Origin of the sequence: Polynucleobacter sp. MWH-Adler-W8 (genome assembly GCF_001889925.1) — a bacterium.
Taxonomy (GTDB): domain Bacteria; phylum Pseudomonadota; class Gammaproteobacteria; order Burkholderiales; family Burkholderiaceae; genus Polynucleobacter.
The window spans coordinates 131,486-146,987 of the sequence record NZ_LZFI01000006.1 but is presented as its reverse complement, the minus strand read 5'-3'; the positions used below and the strand labels follow the sequence as shown (position 1 = coordinate 146,987).

15 protein-coding genes are annotated in these 15,502 nt (G+C 45.2%); 2 read left to right on the top strand and 13 right to left on the bottom strand.

Annotated elements, in window-relative coordinates:
• Positions 1-48 precede the first annotated feature (48 nt).
• The 8 genes from nadB to AOC28_RS08665 form a co-directional block, all read right to left on the bottom strand.
• Positions 49-1,707: an L-aspartate oxidase gene (gene nadB, locus AOC28_RS08695; RefSeq protein ID WP_072583583.1), complete on the bottom strand. Its 1,659-nt coding sequence runs from the start codon at positions 1,705-1,707 to the stop codon at positions 49-51.
• 41 nt (positions 1,708-1,748) lie between these two features.
• A complete protein-coding gene (locus AOC28_RS11310; protein ID WP_158009052.1) occupies positions 1,749-1,964 on the bottom strand; it encodes a hypothetical protein in 216 nt (71 codons plus the stop codon).
• Positions 1,965-1,978: 14 nt separating this feature from the next.
• Complete coding sequence (gene mazF / locus AOC28_RS08690) at positions 1,979-2,320, bottom strand: endoribonuclease MazF (protein WP_072583582.1); 342 nt, start codon at positions 2,318-2,320, stop codon at positions 1,979-1,981.
• Positions 2,320-2,562: a PbsX family transcriptional regulator gene (locus tag AOC28_RS08685; protein WP_072583581.1), complete on the bottom strand. Its 243-nt coding sequence runs from the start codon at positions 2,560-2,562 to the stop codon at positions 2,320-2,322. The genes mazF and AOC28_RS08685 overlap by 1 nt, the downstream gene beginning before the upstream one ends.
• A gap of 105 nt (positions 2,563-2,667) precedes the next feature.
• The gene (gene fdhF / locus AOC28_RS08680) at positions 2,668-5,562 is read right to left on the bottom strand and encodes a formate dehydrogenase subunit alpha (protein ID WP_072583580.1); all 2,895 of its coding nucleotides are present in this window, start codon (positions 5,560-5,562) and stop codon (positions 2,668-2,670) included.
• A gap of 41 nt (positions 5,563-5,603) precedes the next feature.
• Entirely contained in the window at positions 5,604-7,406 is a 1,803-nt protein-coding gene (locus tag AOC28_RS08675; RefSeq protein WP_072583579.1) for an NADH-ubiquinone oxidoreductase-F iron-sulfur binding region domain-containing protein, read from the bottom strand.
• A 203-nt stretch (positions 7,407-7,609) separates the two neighbouring features.
• Positions 7,610-7,834, bottom strand: coding sequence for a hypothetical protein (locus tag AOC28_RS08670; protein ID WP_143143917.1), 225 nt, complete (start codon positions 7,832-7,834; stop codon positions 7,610-7,612).
• A 10-nt stretch (positions 7,835-7,844) separates the two neighbouring features.
• The gene (locus AOC28_RS08665; protein ID WP_237767780.1) at positions 7,845-10,220 is read right to left on the bottom strand and encodes a DUF748 domain-containing protein; all 2,376 of its coding nucleotides are present in this window, start codon (positions 10,218-10,220) and stop codon (positions 7,845-7,847) included.
• A 123-nt stretch (positions 10,221-10,343) separates the two neighbouring features.
• Here AOC28_RS08665 and AOC28_RS08660 point away from each other — a divergent pair, with 123 nt between their 5' ends.
• Entirely contained in the window at positions 10,344-10,937 is a 594-nt protein-coding gene (locus AOC28_RS08660) for a DUF1080 domain-containing protein (RefSeq protein WP_072583576.1), read from the top strand.
• Position 10,938: 1 nt separating this feature from the next.
• Here the strand turns inward: AOC28_RS08660 and AOC28_RS08655 are convergent, their stop codons facing one another.
• The 3 genes from AOC28_RS08655 to AOC28_RS08645 form a co-directional block, all read right to left on the bottom strand.
• Positions 10,939-11,289 (bottom strand): winged helix DNA-binding protein, encoded by a 351-nt coding sequence (locus AOC28_RS08655; protein WP_072583575.1) that lies wholly within the window; start codon positions 11,287-11,289, stop codon positions 10,939-10,941.
• A gap of 176 nt (positions 11,290-11,465) precedes the next feature.
• Positions 11,466-11,642: a hypothetical protein gene (locus AOC28_RS11545; protein ID WP_237767779.1), complete on the bottom strand. Its 177-nt coding sequence runs from the start codon at positions 11,640-11,642 to the stop codon at positions 11,466-11,468.
• 60 nt (positions 11,643-11,702) lie between these two features.
• Positions 11,703-12,008, bottom strand: a complete 306-nt coding sequence (locus AOC28_RS08645; protein WP_072583574.1) for a YciI family protein — start codon at positions 12,006-12,008, stop codon at positions 11,703-11,705.
• Between the two features lie 277 nt (positions 12,009-12,285).
• On the opposite strand from AOC28_RS08645, the gene AOC28_RS08640 reads away from it, so the two are divergent.
• Positions 12,286-13,590 (top strand): site-specific integrase, encoded by a 1,305-nt coding sequence (locus tag AOC28_RS08640; RefSeq protein WP_072583573.1) that lies wholly within the window; start codon positions 12,286-12,288, stop codon positions 13,588-13,590.
• On the opposite strand, the gene AOC28_RS08635 is transcribed toward AOC28_RS08640, so the two are convergent.
• Positions 13,564-14,307: a hypothetical protein gene (locus AOC28_RS08635; protein WP_143143916.1), complete on the bottom strand. Its 744-nt coding sequence runs from the start codon at positions 14,305-14,307 to the stop codon at positions 13,564-13,566. The genes AOC28_RS08640 and AOC28_RS08635 overlap by 27 nt on opposite strands.
• On the bottom strand, positions 14,300-15,406 hold the full coding sequence (locus tag AOC28_RS08630) for an ATP-binding protein (protein WP_072583571.1): 1,107 nt from the start codon (positions 15,404-15,406) through the stop codon (positions 14,300-14,302). The genes AOC28_RS08635 and AOC28_RS08630 overlap by 8 nt, the downstream gene beginning before the upstream one ends.
• Positions 15,407-15,502 lie beyond the last annotated feature (96 nt).

The window sequence follows — 15,502 nt, the reverse complement described above, 5'->3', positions numbered from 1 at the left end:
GGCTAGCTTATCACCAAAAACCCTGATTTAAGGGCTTGGAATGCGCTTTTAAGTGGCTGAATCGCTCTCAGCACCCTCTGCTTGAGGGGTAAGAATGGTTGGGTATGACACAGCCCAGGTGCCTGGGTAGTCGCGGCTGTAATGAAGGCCACGGCTTTCTCTTCGCATCAAGGCTGAACGCACAATGAGCTCTGCGCACTCTAAGAGGTTTCTGAGCTCAATTAAATCGCGCGTTACTTTGAAGTTGGCGTAATACTCTTGCACCTCGTAGCGCAACAGCTTAATGCGATGTAGAGCTCGCTCCAAGCGTCGATTGGTTCTGACGATGCCTACGTAATTCCACATCAGGGAGCGTAGCTCATCCCAGTTGTGGGCAATAACGACTTGTTCATCGGCATCTTCAACCTGGCTCTCATCCCATAAAGGAAGAGCAGGCATTGCTGGTGTCTTGAGATTGGATATGTCTTCTGCTGCTGCCTTACCAATAACTACGCACTCCAACAATGAGTTACTGGCCAAACGATTGGCGCCGTGTAGGCCAGTATAGGTTGCTTCGCCAACTGCATAAAGTCCTGGTAAGTCTGTGCGTCCTTTGAGGTCTGTGACTACTCCACCACAGGTGTAATGCGCAGCAGGCACCACCGGAATAGGCTCCTTGGTGACATCTAAACCGAGACTCATGCAACGCGCATAGATCATCGGGAAATGTTCTTTAATAAATGCTTCGCCTAAATGTGTAGCATCTAGATGGACATAGTCTAAGCCGTGCTTCTTCATTTCAAAGTCGATAGCTCTAGCAACAATGTCACGTGGAGCTAATTCATTGCGGTCATCATGCTCTGGCATAAAACGCGTGCCATCAGGTAACTTCAGTAAACCACCCTCACCGCGCATTGCTTCGGTAATCAGGAAGGTGCGATCGCTCGGGTGATACAAACATGTAGGATGAAACTGAATGAATTCCATATTGCCCACGCGGCATCCTGCTCGCCAAGCCATAGCAATGCCATCGCCGGTAGCGGTATCGGGGTTGCTGGTGTAGCGATAGACCTTACCAACGCCACCTGTAGCCAATACTACTGACTTTGCTTCGATGGTCTCTACGCGATTATTTTTAATATCGAGTGCATACACTCCATAACAACGATTGGGTTTAGTTCGTTGCGTCTTAGCATCCAGTTGACGATTGGTAATGAGATCGAGTGCAATCCAATGCTCCAAGATCTGAATATTTTTATGGGCTCTTGCTTTATCAAGCAGTACTTCATGAATAGCCTTACCAGTGGCATCGGCAGCATGTGCAATCCGGCGATGGCTATGTCCGCCCTCACGCGTTAAGTGCAAACCCATTGGGCCAGATTTATCTTCTGTAAATGGAACGCCCTGCTCTACCAACCAACGAATTGCATCAGCGCTTTCTTCGGCGATATAGCGTGCAGTCGATTCCACTACGAGACCGGCACCCGCATCCAAAGTATCGGCCACATGAGAATCAATACTGTCATGCTCTTTGTCGACAACGCCAACAATACCGCCCTGGGCCCAAGCTGTAGCAGCTTCACCTAAGCCCCGTTTAGCCATCAAAATCACTGGCTGAGATTCAGCCATATGGAGGGCAACGGTTAAGCCGGCTAATCCAGCCCCAATAATAAGGACAGGAAGATCGGCGTTTGCAGTGGTATTTAAGGAGGGTTTGGAACTGGCCATAGGGGGTTCATTCTAACTGGCATTAGAAATAGGGGTTGCCTTTAAATTCCTTTGTCGCACGACGCAAAAGGAAGCAATTCGTCAAACTTAGACTCAGAAAGCGATAGAAGACAGTTAGCTACAAAGGTGGGTGGTAGCTCTGGATTATCTATGCACGCACGCTCCAATCGCGCCAAGAATTGAGCCTGCTCTTCCTTGGAATAACCGTTCTCAGCAGTGATGGTCTTCACGTAACTACATAAATTCCGCTCTAACATTGGGTACTTGCTGCCTAACCGATTGAGAGCAAAGACTTCACCTTAGCCCTTACTTCAGTGAGGGTCCTTGGATTCACTGTATTTTTATACTTTGCTTTTCTTATTTTCCAATCCAGAGACTTCACTTGGTCAGACAAGATAGCAGATTGCACCCCATCGATCTCAACCAACACCTCAAAGGGGTAGCCTTTAATCTGGGTTGTTAATGGGCAGCAAACCAATAAATTTGTTTTTTTGTTGTAACCCTCTGGGGTCAACACAACAGCAGGTCGACGACCAGCCTGCTCTCTTCCCGCCTGAGGGTCAAACACTAGCCAGACTACATCACCAGCCTCTGGCACATAAGCCCTAACCATTAGAGAAGCTCTTTGCCAACGGGCCCACCAAAGTCGGCCTCACCATGCAAATTCTTAGCGGTAATTCCGGACAATAGCTCATCCAGTGGATACTCTTGTTTAGTCATTGGCTCAATCACAATTCGACCCTTTTGCACTTTTACAGAAACAAGTTGATCAATATTCAATTGGGCGGACTTCATCACCGCAGCATTTAAACGCAAAGCTGGGCTGTTACCCCACTTTTTAATAATTGTTTGCATATGAGCCCCTCTAAATGTGTCTACATTGTATCTACATCATCCAATTCAAGCAAGTCAAAAAGAAAAACCCCGCCACCAGGACGGGGTTTTAGGGGGCTGTTCAAATTAAACGTTAGACATCACCTTAGATCCACCTGGGGCATTCGTGCCATAGCCCATGATCTTGGCTACTTCCCCACCCTTAGCAAGCTTCACAGCGCAATACTTAAACTCTGGAATCTTGCCAAATGGATCTAGCGCTGAGTTGGTAATCAAGTTAGCCGCAGCCTCATAGTAGGCAAACGGTATAAAGATCACGCCTCTTGGTGTGCCATCATCTCTTCTCACGTGAATACCAACCTCGCCACGACGAGACTGAACTGTAATGACGTCACCAGCAGATACACCTAACTGGGTCATGTCCTCACCATTCATCGACACAGTAGCCATAGGCTCAATCGCATCAAGCACAGTGGCACGACGCGTCATACTGCCGGTATGCCAATGCTCTAACTGACGACCAGTAATCAATACAAATGGATATTCAGCATCAGGACGCTCATTCGCCGGAATGATATCGGCTGGCACTAACTTCACTCGCCCATCTTTGGTATCAAACTTGTCATTAAAGACAATTGGGCGACCTGGATCTTCGGCGGATAAGCATGGATAAGTAACGCTAGATTCTTTTTCTAAGCGCTCCCAGGTTATGCCGTTGATCGCGCCGTGCATTGCCTGACGCATTTCGTCATAAACCTCAGCAACACCGGCATCAGGACCTTGGTAATTCCAGTTCAAGCCCATGCCTTTAGCGATTTGCTGAATAATCCACAAGTCAGGTTTTGCATCACCCGGAGGATTAATGGCTTTCTTACCCATCTGAACCATACGGTCAGTATTGCTAGCGGTGCCAACCTTCTCAGGCCAAGCACTTGCAGGCAAGACAACATCGGCAAGCAATGCTGTCTCTGTCATGAAGATGTCTTGTACAACTAAGTGTTCAAGAGCCGCTAATGCATGACGCGCATGATTTAAATCCGGATCACTCATCGCAGGGTTTTCACCTTCGACAAACATGCCGCGAATCTTGTCTGGATCAGAATCAGGTGCAGTGATCTTATGCATGATCTCCACCACGGTATAGCCAGGTTTTTTATCTAATGGCGTACCCCAGAACTTCTCAAACCAAGCATGCGCTTCTGGATTATCAACACGCTGATAGTTCGGGAACATCATCGGAATCAAACCAGCATCACTAGCACCTTGCACGTTGTTTTGACCGCGCAATGGATGCAAACCAGATCCTGGCTTACCAATTTGACCTGTGATACTCACTAAAGCAATCAAGCAACGCGCATTATCGGTGCCATGCACGTGCTGACTGACACCCATGCCCCATAGGATCATTGCAGATTTGGTGGTAGCAAATTCTCTAGCCACCTCACGCAAGGTTTCTGCCGAAATACCGCAGATTGGCGCCATTGCTTCAGGGCTATAACCTTTGATGTTTTCTTTTAAGGCTTCAAAGTTATTCGAGCGATTTTGAATAAAGTCCTTATCAACCAAGCCTTCTTCAATAATCGTATAGATCATGGCATTGAGCATCGCTACATCAGTGTCTGGCTTAAATTGCATCGTGCGCCATGCATGCTTACTGATTTCAGTCGCACGTGGATCACACAAGACAATTTTGGCGCCACGTTTAGCGGCATTCTTAAACCAGGTAGCAGCAACTGGGTGGTTTGCAGTTGGATTGGAACCAATCAAGAAAATTAAGCTGGAATGCTCAACATCATTAACCTGATTACTTACTGCGCCAGAACCAACACCTTCGAGAAGCGCTGCCACAGAGGATGCATGGCAAAGACGTGTGCAATGGTCTACGTTATTGCTACCAAAGCCAGTACGAACCAACTTTTGGAAGAGATAAGCCTCTTCATTACTGCCTTTGGCAGAACCAAAGCCCGCCAATACTTTTAAGCCATGTTGATCTTTTAATTTCTTAAGGCCTCCAGCAGCAAACTCCAAAGCCTCTTCCCAGCTAGCTTCACGGAAGATGTCTGACCAGTCTTGCTTGCCTTCAAGGATGGACTCATCCTTTGGAACGCCCGCTTTACGAATTAATGGTTTGGTGAGGCGTTGTGGGTTATGGATGTAATCCATACCAAAACGGCCTTTAACGCATAAACGATTGTGGTTTGCTGGGCCATCACGACCTTCAACACTAACAATTTTTTCGTCTTTGACGTTGTAAGTAATTTGGCAACCAACACCACAGAATGGGCAAACGGAGTCTACCTTGCGATCCACCGTTTGGGAACCAATCAAACCCTTGGGCATCAATGCGCCAGTTGGGCAAGCCTGCACACACTCACCACAGGCAACGCAAGTGCTCTCACCCATTGGATCATTTAGATCAAATACGATCTCGCTGTGACCACCACGCATAGCGTAACCGATCACATCATTGACTTGCTCTTCACGACAAGCACGTACACAACGATTACATTGGATACAAGCGTCCAAGTTCACAGCCATCGCTGGATGAGAAATGTCACTACTCACCTTCTCGCGACGTAGTGCTTTGAGTTCGGGGCGCACAGTCACATCCATGCGGGCAGCCCAAGTACTTAACTCACCATGCTGGTTTTGTTGCTCTTCTTCTTTGCTATCGCCCACCCACTTAAAACCTTCATCAGGCATATCGGAGAGCAACATCTCCAGAACCAGCTTCTGGCTCTTAACAGCGCGCTCGCTATTAGCCTTAACTTCCATTCCTGGAGTAGCACTTCTGCAGCAGCTTGGCGCTAAAGTACGTTCGCCATTAATTTCCACTACGCAAGCACGGCAGTTGCCGTCAGGACGGTAACCATCTTTAAAGCACAGATGAGGAATATCAATACCGTGTCGCTTAGCAGCTTTGAGAATCGTTTCGCCTTCGTATGAAACGATCGTCTTGCCATCGAGCTTGAACTCTACGGTTTGTAATTCGAGTTCTTTTGGATTTGTTGGTGCGTTCATGTTTGTCTCGTTATTCCCTGAATTTTTATTAAGGTACTTCCTTATTGAACTTCTTCAGGGAAATATTTATGAATACAACGAATAGGATTTGGTGCGGCTTGACCTAGACCACAAATAGAAGCATCCACCATCACTGTGGCTAAGTCCTCTAAGGTTTCTTGATCCCAAGATTTAGCCTGCATCAACTTAGCCGCTTTACCCGTTCCTACTCGGCAAGGCGTACACTGACCACAGCTCTCATGCTCAAAGAAATGCATCACGTTCAACGCCATATCACGCGCTTTGTCTTTGTCACTAAACACCATGACTGCAGCAGAACCGATGAAGCAACCATAAGGCTGCAAAGTATCAAAGTCGAGTGGGATGTCATTCATGGACGCAGGCAAAATACCGCCGGATGCGCCACCAGGCAAATAGCCGTAGAACTTGTGGCCATCTTGCATGCCCCCACAGTACTCATCAATCAATTCTTGAATAGTAATTCCCGCTGGGGCCAACTTCACACCAGGTTTGTTAACGCGCCCGCTCACGCTAAAGCTACGTAAGCCCTTGCGATCGTGGCGACCGAATGAACTAAACCACTCAGGCCCACGCTGAACAATATCGCGCACCCAGTAAAGCGTCTCAAAGTTGTGCTCTAGGGTTGGGCGTCCAAACAAACCGACTTGTGCAATATATGGAGGGCGCATACGCGGCTCACCACGTTTACCTTCGATACTTTCAATCATGGCGGATTCTTCACCGCAAATATAAGCACCAGCACCACGACGCAGTTCAATATTCGGCAATGGAAATGGCGGATTAGCTTTGAGTTTTGCTAATTCGGCCTCAAGCAATTCACGGCAACCGTGATACTCATCACGTAAATAGATATAGCAAGCATCAATACCAACCACGCTTGCTGCAATGAGAAGCCCTTCTAAGAAACGATGTGGATCACGCTCTAAGTAGGTGCGATCCTTAAATGTTCCTGGCTCACCTTCGTCGATGTTCACTGCCATCAATTTAGGAGCTACTTGATCTTTCACAATGCGCCACTTACGACCCGCTGGGAATCCTGCACCGCCTAAGCCGCGCAAGCCAGAGCTTTCCATCGCCTTGATGATGCTTTCGGCATCTTTCTTGCCGTCGAAAATTTCTTTAACTAAAGCGTAACCACCTTTAGCGCGGTATGACTCATAGCCAACATAGTCAGGAGAGACAGCTTGCATTTCACCCTGAGGAGAAACGCCCTGCTCTGCTAAGGCAGCGGGATCAAAGACGGCATCATCTTTAGCCATTGGCTGAGTGGTGAGCTTGTTATTAACGGCTGCCTGCACTTTGTCTATTGTTGCAAACAGAACTGGATATTGATGAACTACTGCTACAGGGGCTTGCTCGCAACGTCCCACGCAAGGAGCTGCAGCGACTTTGATATTTGGATTACCCAAGATGCCCGGTAATTTTGCTAGAAGATTTTGTGCTCCAGCTAACTCGCAGGCAATGCCATCGCAAACGCGAATCAGAATATCCGCTACCGGATCGTTGCCACGCACCACTTCAAAGTGGTGGTAGAAAGTTGCTACTTCGTACACCTCTGCCATTGGCAGATTCATTTCCTTGGCTAATGCCACTAAATGTCGGTCATGCAAAGCGCGGTATTCATCATTAAGCTTGTGAAGATTTTCAATTAATAGGTCACGACGATGTGGCGCATTACCAATGAGCTGACGAACTTCAGCAACTGAAACATCATCTGCTTGACGCCCCTTCAATTTGCTCTTACGGCGAATGGTTTCCCTCAAATCATCTGCGGTTGCAACAGCAACTGCTTTGACTTCTCCAGAAGGCTTTGGATGATTCATAGTTCGTAGTCTCTAATTTTCTATTTATTGCTATTTTGTACTCAGCACCAATGCAGAGCCTTATCCCACTTTGCGCATCAAAAAACCCTGCTAAGCCAAATACTTAGCCGGTCATCAATACGCAAAATAACGCTTAATTTTGGGTTATTTAAGGTCCTATGTCCTTGACGGCGCTCAAGGACTTTAACTAAGGGTTTACCCTACTATAGGAGGGATGGTGAAGGCTGGTCGCCAGGAGGAAGTGAGTAGTCCAACTTGCGCTCATACAGTCTGGCTTTGTAGCAATCCTGGTAACCCTTGCTGCCAATTTGCCAACCAATTGATGTGCAATCGTCTTGGGCAGCCGATTCAATAGAGCCACAGCCTACAAGGCCTAAAGCGACTAAGAATGTAATTACAGGGAGAATGGGCAATTTTGTTGAATTCATGACCTCAAGTCTACTTGATTCTGATCTCAACATCGAGAGGTATGCCCTCTTTTCCAGCCTCTACAGTCTTCACATCACCTAGCTGAATACGGTCCTTAAGACTGGGATCAGCCTTAACCATGAAGCCATAGGCCGTCATCGCCCTATTTTTCGCCAATTCTTGAAGCTCGGCATCAGTGATACCTATTCCAGCGATTAATTCCTCATGCAGTTGCTCATTGCGCTTCTCGCCATCTGGAAGTGTCAAAAGACGTTGTCCAAGCTTGATGCGCCCTATGTATTGGGCATATGCCGCCTTCAGGCCTGACTGCACTTTCGGGTCTGTAAATGAGGGGGTGGGTACCGGCTCTCCAGGGGTCAACTTAAAACCAGCATCTAGCAAAATGGCACCATCTGCCTTAGCTCTTGCAAGCTCCTTCTTGTCCTGCACAGGATCATAAGTACCGATGATCTCTAAGTTCGAGTTCGGGCGCCTCACCAAATACTCGCCAAATTTTTCTAGGCGATCTTGATCAGCAACCAGAAAGATCGTCTCTCCAGGCACTGCATTAACACCCTCTTCGCCACCCATACCCAAAATAGATGCAAGAGCTCTAAATGGTGCTGTTGCTACGTTTGTTAGAACATTACTTATGGCCTGCCAAACCAAGCCACTGGCACTAAATTCTGGAGAGTCAACATTGCCTGCAATCCGAACCGTAACGTCAATCGTGTCATCAGAGTCTTCTAACAAAGCAATTGCTAAGCCTAACGGTAATTTTTTGCCAGTAAAGTCCGGCACCTCCTCACCTAGCACCACCTTCTTAATAATGATCTGATTACTTCCATTAAGTTCGCCATCTTTGGCTTTGTAATTGAGATTGAGGTTTAGTCGTCCACTGGTAATTTGATAGCCTGCGAATGTCATGACTGCAGGATTGAAGGCAGTCAGCGGAAGGTTTCTAAAACTCATCAAGATGTCATGATTACGTCGTGGATCATCAAATGATGCTTGACCTTTTACTCGCATACTTCCCGAGCCAGCAACAACGCCATCCATCGCCACAGTGGCAAATCGACCAGGAGTATTGCTGACCCCCAAAAGAGTGGCATTGAACTTCTTCACATCCACCTTGAAGTTAGGATGCATCGCCATATCCGAAAAGTACACTTCCCCATTCTTCAGAAGAGTGGATCGAATATCCAAACTGAATGCAGAAGGATCTGCATTCTTAGAGGCAGCCACAGGCTCAGACTTTGTTTCTACTGCTGACTTAGCAAATAGCCTTCTAAAGTTTGAGAACCCTTCTTCATTAATTTCAAATTGCAGGGTTGGCGCATCAATGGCCAACTCATCTATTGAGAGGCTATTGTTGGAACCCTGTTTTGACTTAACGGATTGATATTCAAACTGACGAATATCCGCCATCTTCCAAACAATCAGTGGATTTTTTTGCCCTTTCTCTAGTATTGCTAAGTCTGCAATATGAATATCGCCCGTAACCAAATCAGTCTCACCGCCTATCTTCACGATTAGATCGGCATTCATCAGGCCACTGGTACCGATGAGCTCTTTATTAGCTGGCAATAGAGCGACGATTGGCGCGGTTGCAAGATTGTGAATTTCTAACTTGCCATTAACTGACTTCGAGCTGGTATTGAAATCCCAGTGTGAGCGTATCTCACCATCGTCCAACTTCAAGTTGAGCTGCGCGCCTAAGTTACCTGGCTGAGGATTATCCAATCCACCTGCAATAGCAACATGGCGATACGCAATAGTTTTATTGATTCCAGGTATTAATAACTGCAAGGCACCAAGATTAAAGTCGTATTGACCACGGACCCCAGTCACTAAACCATCCTTATCGTAATTGGCTACATCAAGCAACTTCATCGTAAACGGGTTGAGTGATTCTTTTAATTTGCTCGAATCATCCACCAAACTTAAAGAAGCTGAACTGACGATAAATTCATCGATCGATATTTTGAGAGGCTTCTTGAGCTCTTTGGGATCTGTAGCAGGCATCGCCTTTTCAACGGCAGCAATTAATTCCTGCCAATTCCAGGACCCTGCGTGCATGCCCTTAGGCAGACTCTTCTCGACCAACACTTTAGGCTCTTCCAGCAAAATCTCATCAAAGCCCAGCTCCCCTATAGCCAGCTTTGTCCACTTGAGGGTAATTGCTAGCTTTTTAAATTCCAGCAATTTAGAGCCACCTTCTTTTGCCAAGTGAAGACCATCAAGCTCCACCCTCAGCCGCAACGGAGAAAGACTGAGGTCTTGATAGGAGATCTCATAACCAATCTTGTTGCCATATTCAGTTAGGGACTTTTTAATCAAGCCAGGCAGCAACAAATGGCTTCCCAACCAGAATAAGGCGGCTATCAGAATAAAAAGTCCCGCCAAACGCAGAGACCATCGCTTTATTCGGGGGTTTGTGAGGGAAAGCATCTACTTGTCTTTATAGGTCAATATCAGTAACAATGAAAATGAACGCAGAATAATAAATATACCCCCCTCAGGAGACCCATGAAAACATTCCTCAAAAAACTGGCCTTATCTGTTGTGTGCCTTGCCGCTCTATCGATCGGTGGTGTTGCTATTGCCCAAAACTCTGATGGCTTTACCGATCTGATTGATGGCGTAAGTTTGAGTGGGTGGAACATTATTGGGAGCGCCAACTGGGTCATTGGTAATGGTATTGTCGAAGGCAATAAGCCCAATGGTTTTTTAGTCAGCACTAAGACTTACAAAAACTTTGTCATCAAGGCTGAGTTTTATGCTGAGTCCAATACGAATAGCGGCATTTTCATTCGCTGCCAAGACCCTAACAAGGTGAGTCAATCCACTTGTTATGAAATCAATATTTGGGATACCCGCCCCGAACAAGCGTACGCAACCGGCGCTATTGTGGATGTTGCTAAAGTTGACCCGGTACCTAAGGCCGGTGGACGCTGGAACACCATGGAGATTATTGCAAATGGTCCCAATTTTAAGGTCATGATGAATGGCGTTGTGACAGTGGCTAATGGTCAGGATAGCAAATATTCTGAAGGCCCTATTGCCCTGCAATCTGCTGGTGGCGTCATTAAATTTAGAAAGCTACAGATAAAGCCGCTTTAAATTATTGAATACTGATTTCGTAGCGATCGCCACATGCCACGGGCCTCAGGGCCTTGGCCTCTTGGAGCATTTTGACTAAGCCGTAATGAGACATTGTTTTTAGCGTGCGTGATAAGTTCCCCTGCTTTCTTCCGGTAAGCTCTGCCAACTCAGAAATCGATACAGGCTTAGTTGCTCTAATGACATGTAAAAGAGCCCTGTTTTCGTCGCTCAATACCTGCGCCAGTGAACGCATCGAGGTAAACCATATCTTCGGATCAGATGCTTTTGGTTTTAGATCGCCTTTAGCAATGGCCAAGACGCGTGCCCGAATATCTTTTTGTGATGCAATCCCTATTTTGATGACTTTCATATATCTTTATCTACCTTTAAGACTTTATCAACATCGACAAAAAAATCACTTAGGAGTTGGTGCGCATCCCTAAACTCATAGACAACGCCTGGGTCACTTGAACTACGATGCCTGTGATCGAATGCCAATTTTCTACCTGAATAGCCTGCTCTAAGCCTTACCGCATGAGCATTGTCTTAACCCAAAATTCGCAAGCCTTTGGGGTTGTGTAAGGTTAATGAATAGCGCACCCCGTGCGGTATTGCCTCGCTAACAACTACCTCCCAAGCCTCAATCTTTACCCAGTAACCATCACCTTGATCAATGACCTCTTGGTGCAGATCTAAAAGAGTGATAACTCCACGATTTCCCATCACTCATGGTATATCACCAGATGATATACCAAAAGTAACAGCCCCGCTTAAATTATGGGTTTATTTTGCTGGCGGAAAGCCTGCTTTTTGCTCCCACATATTATTAAATACATGGATGATTGGCTTTTCATAAACCCCTGCCTTGGTATAGGGCTCATCCTTTAACCAAACATCAACATCTGCCCTACTAGGAAAATCAATTGCAAGCAAGCTGCCAACCGTAGTCTTGCCATCGTCAGCAGTCATTGGACCGGCAAAAGCCATGCGATCCGAAAGTTGCGCCAAGTATGCGCGGTGTTCTGGACGGATTTGTACACGCAAGTCAGCAGTACCAGGCTTATCCATCAATAGAATTGCAAAGATCATATTTTCTCCATCTTTTAATTGGTTTTATTTTTAAATCTTAATTAGCAAGATATTACGGTAAGTTCCAAAGAAAAAACCACCCGAAGGTGGTTTTCTTGATACATGGCGGAAGAGGCGTCCATAAATGAGCCCTCCGAAGAGCTCCATCAAAACCCTGAAGCCCTTTATTTATATAGGTTTTCTGGTTAACCACACTCCCGACTAGCCCTCTCTAACCCACTAAAATCTATGCTTTGGTGGTGGGTAGAGTGGTGGGTAGAGAACGGGGTGTTGAGGCTTGGAAGAAGGTAAAAAAATTAGCTTTACGGCACGAGGTCTTGGGTCAATCATAAGCCCTGGGTACCATGCCGACCCAGAATCTAAGGGTCTATATATCCAAGTATCAAAAGGGTTAAACAACTTTAAGCGTAGCTGGATTTTTCGCTATACCAGCCCCACCCTATTTAAAAGACGCGAAATGGGTTTGGGATCCTTGGAGGCTAGGTCATTAGCTGATGCTCGCCGCAAAACTCTTGAATTACGTCAAATGGTCATGGATGGCATCGACCCGACCGAGGATCGCTGTAAGGCTAGAAGCAAAAGAATTACAGCTATTAATAGTGGCATCACCTTTAAAGAAGCTGCCGAACGCTGTATTGAGGGAAGAAAGGCGGAGTGGAAGAGCTCTAAGCATGCAGACCAATGGAAGAACACTATCTCCACCTTTGCATATCCTGAGATAGGTGAATTGCGCGTAGACCAAATCAACACCAGCCATATCGCCAAATTACTAGAGCAAGAAATTAAAAAGAAGAATGGCGCTGTTGAAGGTACGTTTTGGAATGTACGCACCGAGACCGCAACCAGAGTTAGACAACGCATTGAGGTGATCTTTGATTGGTGCAAGGCCCATGAGTACATCAAGGGAGATAACCCGGCACGCCTAAAAGGTGCACTAGGACATTTGCTGCCTAAGGCTAAAAAGATTCAGAAGAAGAGTCATCACCCAGCCCTACCATTTCAGCGCATTGGGGAATTTGTAAAAGATCTGCGTGAACACAATGGTTATTCTGCCTTGGCATTAGAGCTATTAATTCTGACTGCCACTCGCACAAGCGAAGTTATTGAATCAAAGTGGACTGAGTTCAATTTAGAATCTAAGGTGTGGGTAATTCCTGCGGCACGAATGAAGGCCGGAAAAGAACATCGCGTTCCGCTAAATGCTAGAGCGATGGAAATTCTTGAGCATCTGAAGACTATTAGTGTGAGTAGCTATTTATTTCCAGGATCACTGCATAAAGAAGAGTCTCACCTTTCCAATATGGCGCTACTGTCTATGATGAGAAAGATGCCAAAGTATTCTGAATATGTTCCCCACGGCTTTAGATCAACATTTAGGGATTGGGCAGCAGAGACGACAGACTATTCAAATGAAACTGTTGAACTAGCTTTAGCGCATACCATTAAGAATAAGGCTGAGGCTGCCTATAGGAGGCAGGATCAGCTGGAGAAACGCACAGTACTAATGGAAGAATGGGGCGCCATAGTAAATGCCGCAATTAATAAGAATGAAAATCTATCTACCATGATAAAGAGCAGTTAAAGCATCCTGACCGAAATACTCAACCGTAAATAAAGGAAATCCACTTAATACTGAGACTTGATTAGACCTCAAAATATGCTTCTCTAATTGAGCCCTAAATATCTGACCCTGGCTAAGCCTGGAAATCACCGTTTGATACTCTGGAGGGGCTCTATCACCTTGAACCAGGTAATTGGCTTTTTTGCAATTCTGGAGAACAACATAATCGAGCTCACTCTTTTTGATTTTCGATAGATGCATGTAATCAGTTTCATCATTTACAAGTTTTTTGTAACTTTTACCATCGGGGATATTAAAAACAGTATCAAGAAAGTCATTGACAGCATTGATATGCTTAACCGCTTCAACCATGGGGTAACTTATATATAGCTTTCCAGGTCCAGTTTCCTCATTAAAGTAATCCAACATGCTTCCCAAGTCCTCATCACAGGAAAGCGAAGTATGGCCATCATAATCAAAGAATAAATATATTTCTGATACATCACCCCTCTTTAAGGGGGCAATCTCATCATGATTTATAAGTGCCCGCTCTTTTAAAACCTCCAAAACATCCAAATACTCTTCAGAGGCCATTCGCTTCCAAAGCTGATAGATCTCGGCTCCAAAAGCAACCTTAATTGAAGTCTGTTTGCTAGAGAAATAGTGTCTCTCAAAAACTTCATGAACCTGTGTCTCTGTTTTTTCACCCTCATAAACGAATAAGACAGACTTAGCCACCAAAAGCTCCCGCTTTATACATTTTCTCAATGTTGTGGGCAAATCTTAACTCTTTATCTGTCATTCTAGAGAATGGAGTTATGACCTTATCTTCCATCACAAAACAGCAGTCTGGCCTCATTAAATCATTTGTCATTAAGCTCGTGTTGTGAGTAGTAAGTACAACCTGAGCATTCGCATCTTTTAACTTTTCAACAATGAATTCGGAAAGTTTGTAATGATAAAAAGCATCAAACTCATCAACAAAAACCAAAGAAACCTGACCATCATTAAGCAACTGAAGCCAGTAGTAAAAAAGTGATAGCGACTTTGTGCCAGTAGATGCCCCCTGCCAAAAATTAAGGGTTTTATCACCAAATTTAAAAACCACCTCCTCTTGACCATTGACTTCGATGGTCGCTAACTCACACTCTACATTTGCAGCATTAAGAAACTCTTCAAAGTCTTTTAGATTTCCTTTGTTAAGAATATTTTTTAATATATCGTCACCAGCCGCTTGATTGCCAATAAATGTTCTTTCATCCACAGATCTGAAAAATAGCATGCCATCAATAAAGTTAAAGAGCTTTTTTAGTGCGTCATTGGCTGGGCTTTTATCAAGAACTGCATTATTTTTAATATACTTTAGGGCGGAAATTTTAGTTGCACCCAAATCTCTGTTGAGTGACTCTGCACCAACTAAGTCTATCTGTATCGGTTCGCCCACTTTATAGAGAACAACAGTTTCACCATCAATTTTCAACTCTTCAAAAACAACTTCATTGACGCCCACTTTTTCACAAAAGTAGTCTATGTTAGTTCCATGAAATTTAAAGGCATACCTAAACCTAGCAGGCGCCCCAGAGAGTTCGGCATGCAAATAGTTTGCAATGTACTCGTGCCTTGGGACAAACTTATCCGTTAAATGAGAAATCAAATCAAAAATTGCGTAGCCCAAGTTTGACTTGCCGCACCCATTTTTGCCGTAAATCATGGCCTTATTTACGATGCCGTTATTTATACAGTCGCTGTTGAATTCATAGTTTTTAATCTCAGATAAATCAAAAATAAACCTATTCTTAAAGCCCCTGAAATTCTCCACCTCAAATTTAGTCAACATGATTTATCACCTTATTTAACTCGAATTTTCGAGTTCTCACTTTGGAGCAAAGATTGTATCAGTCATCCGTAATTTTTTTACGGATGACTGATACAA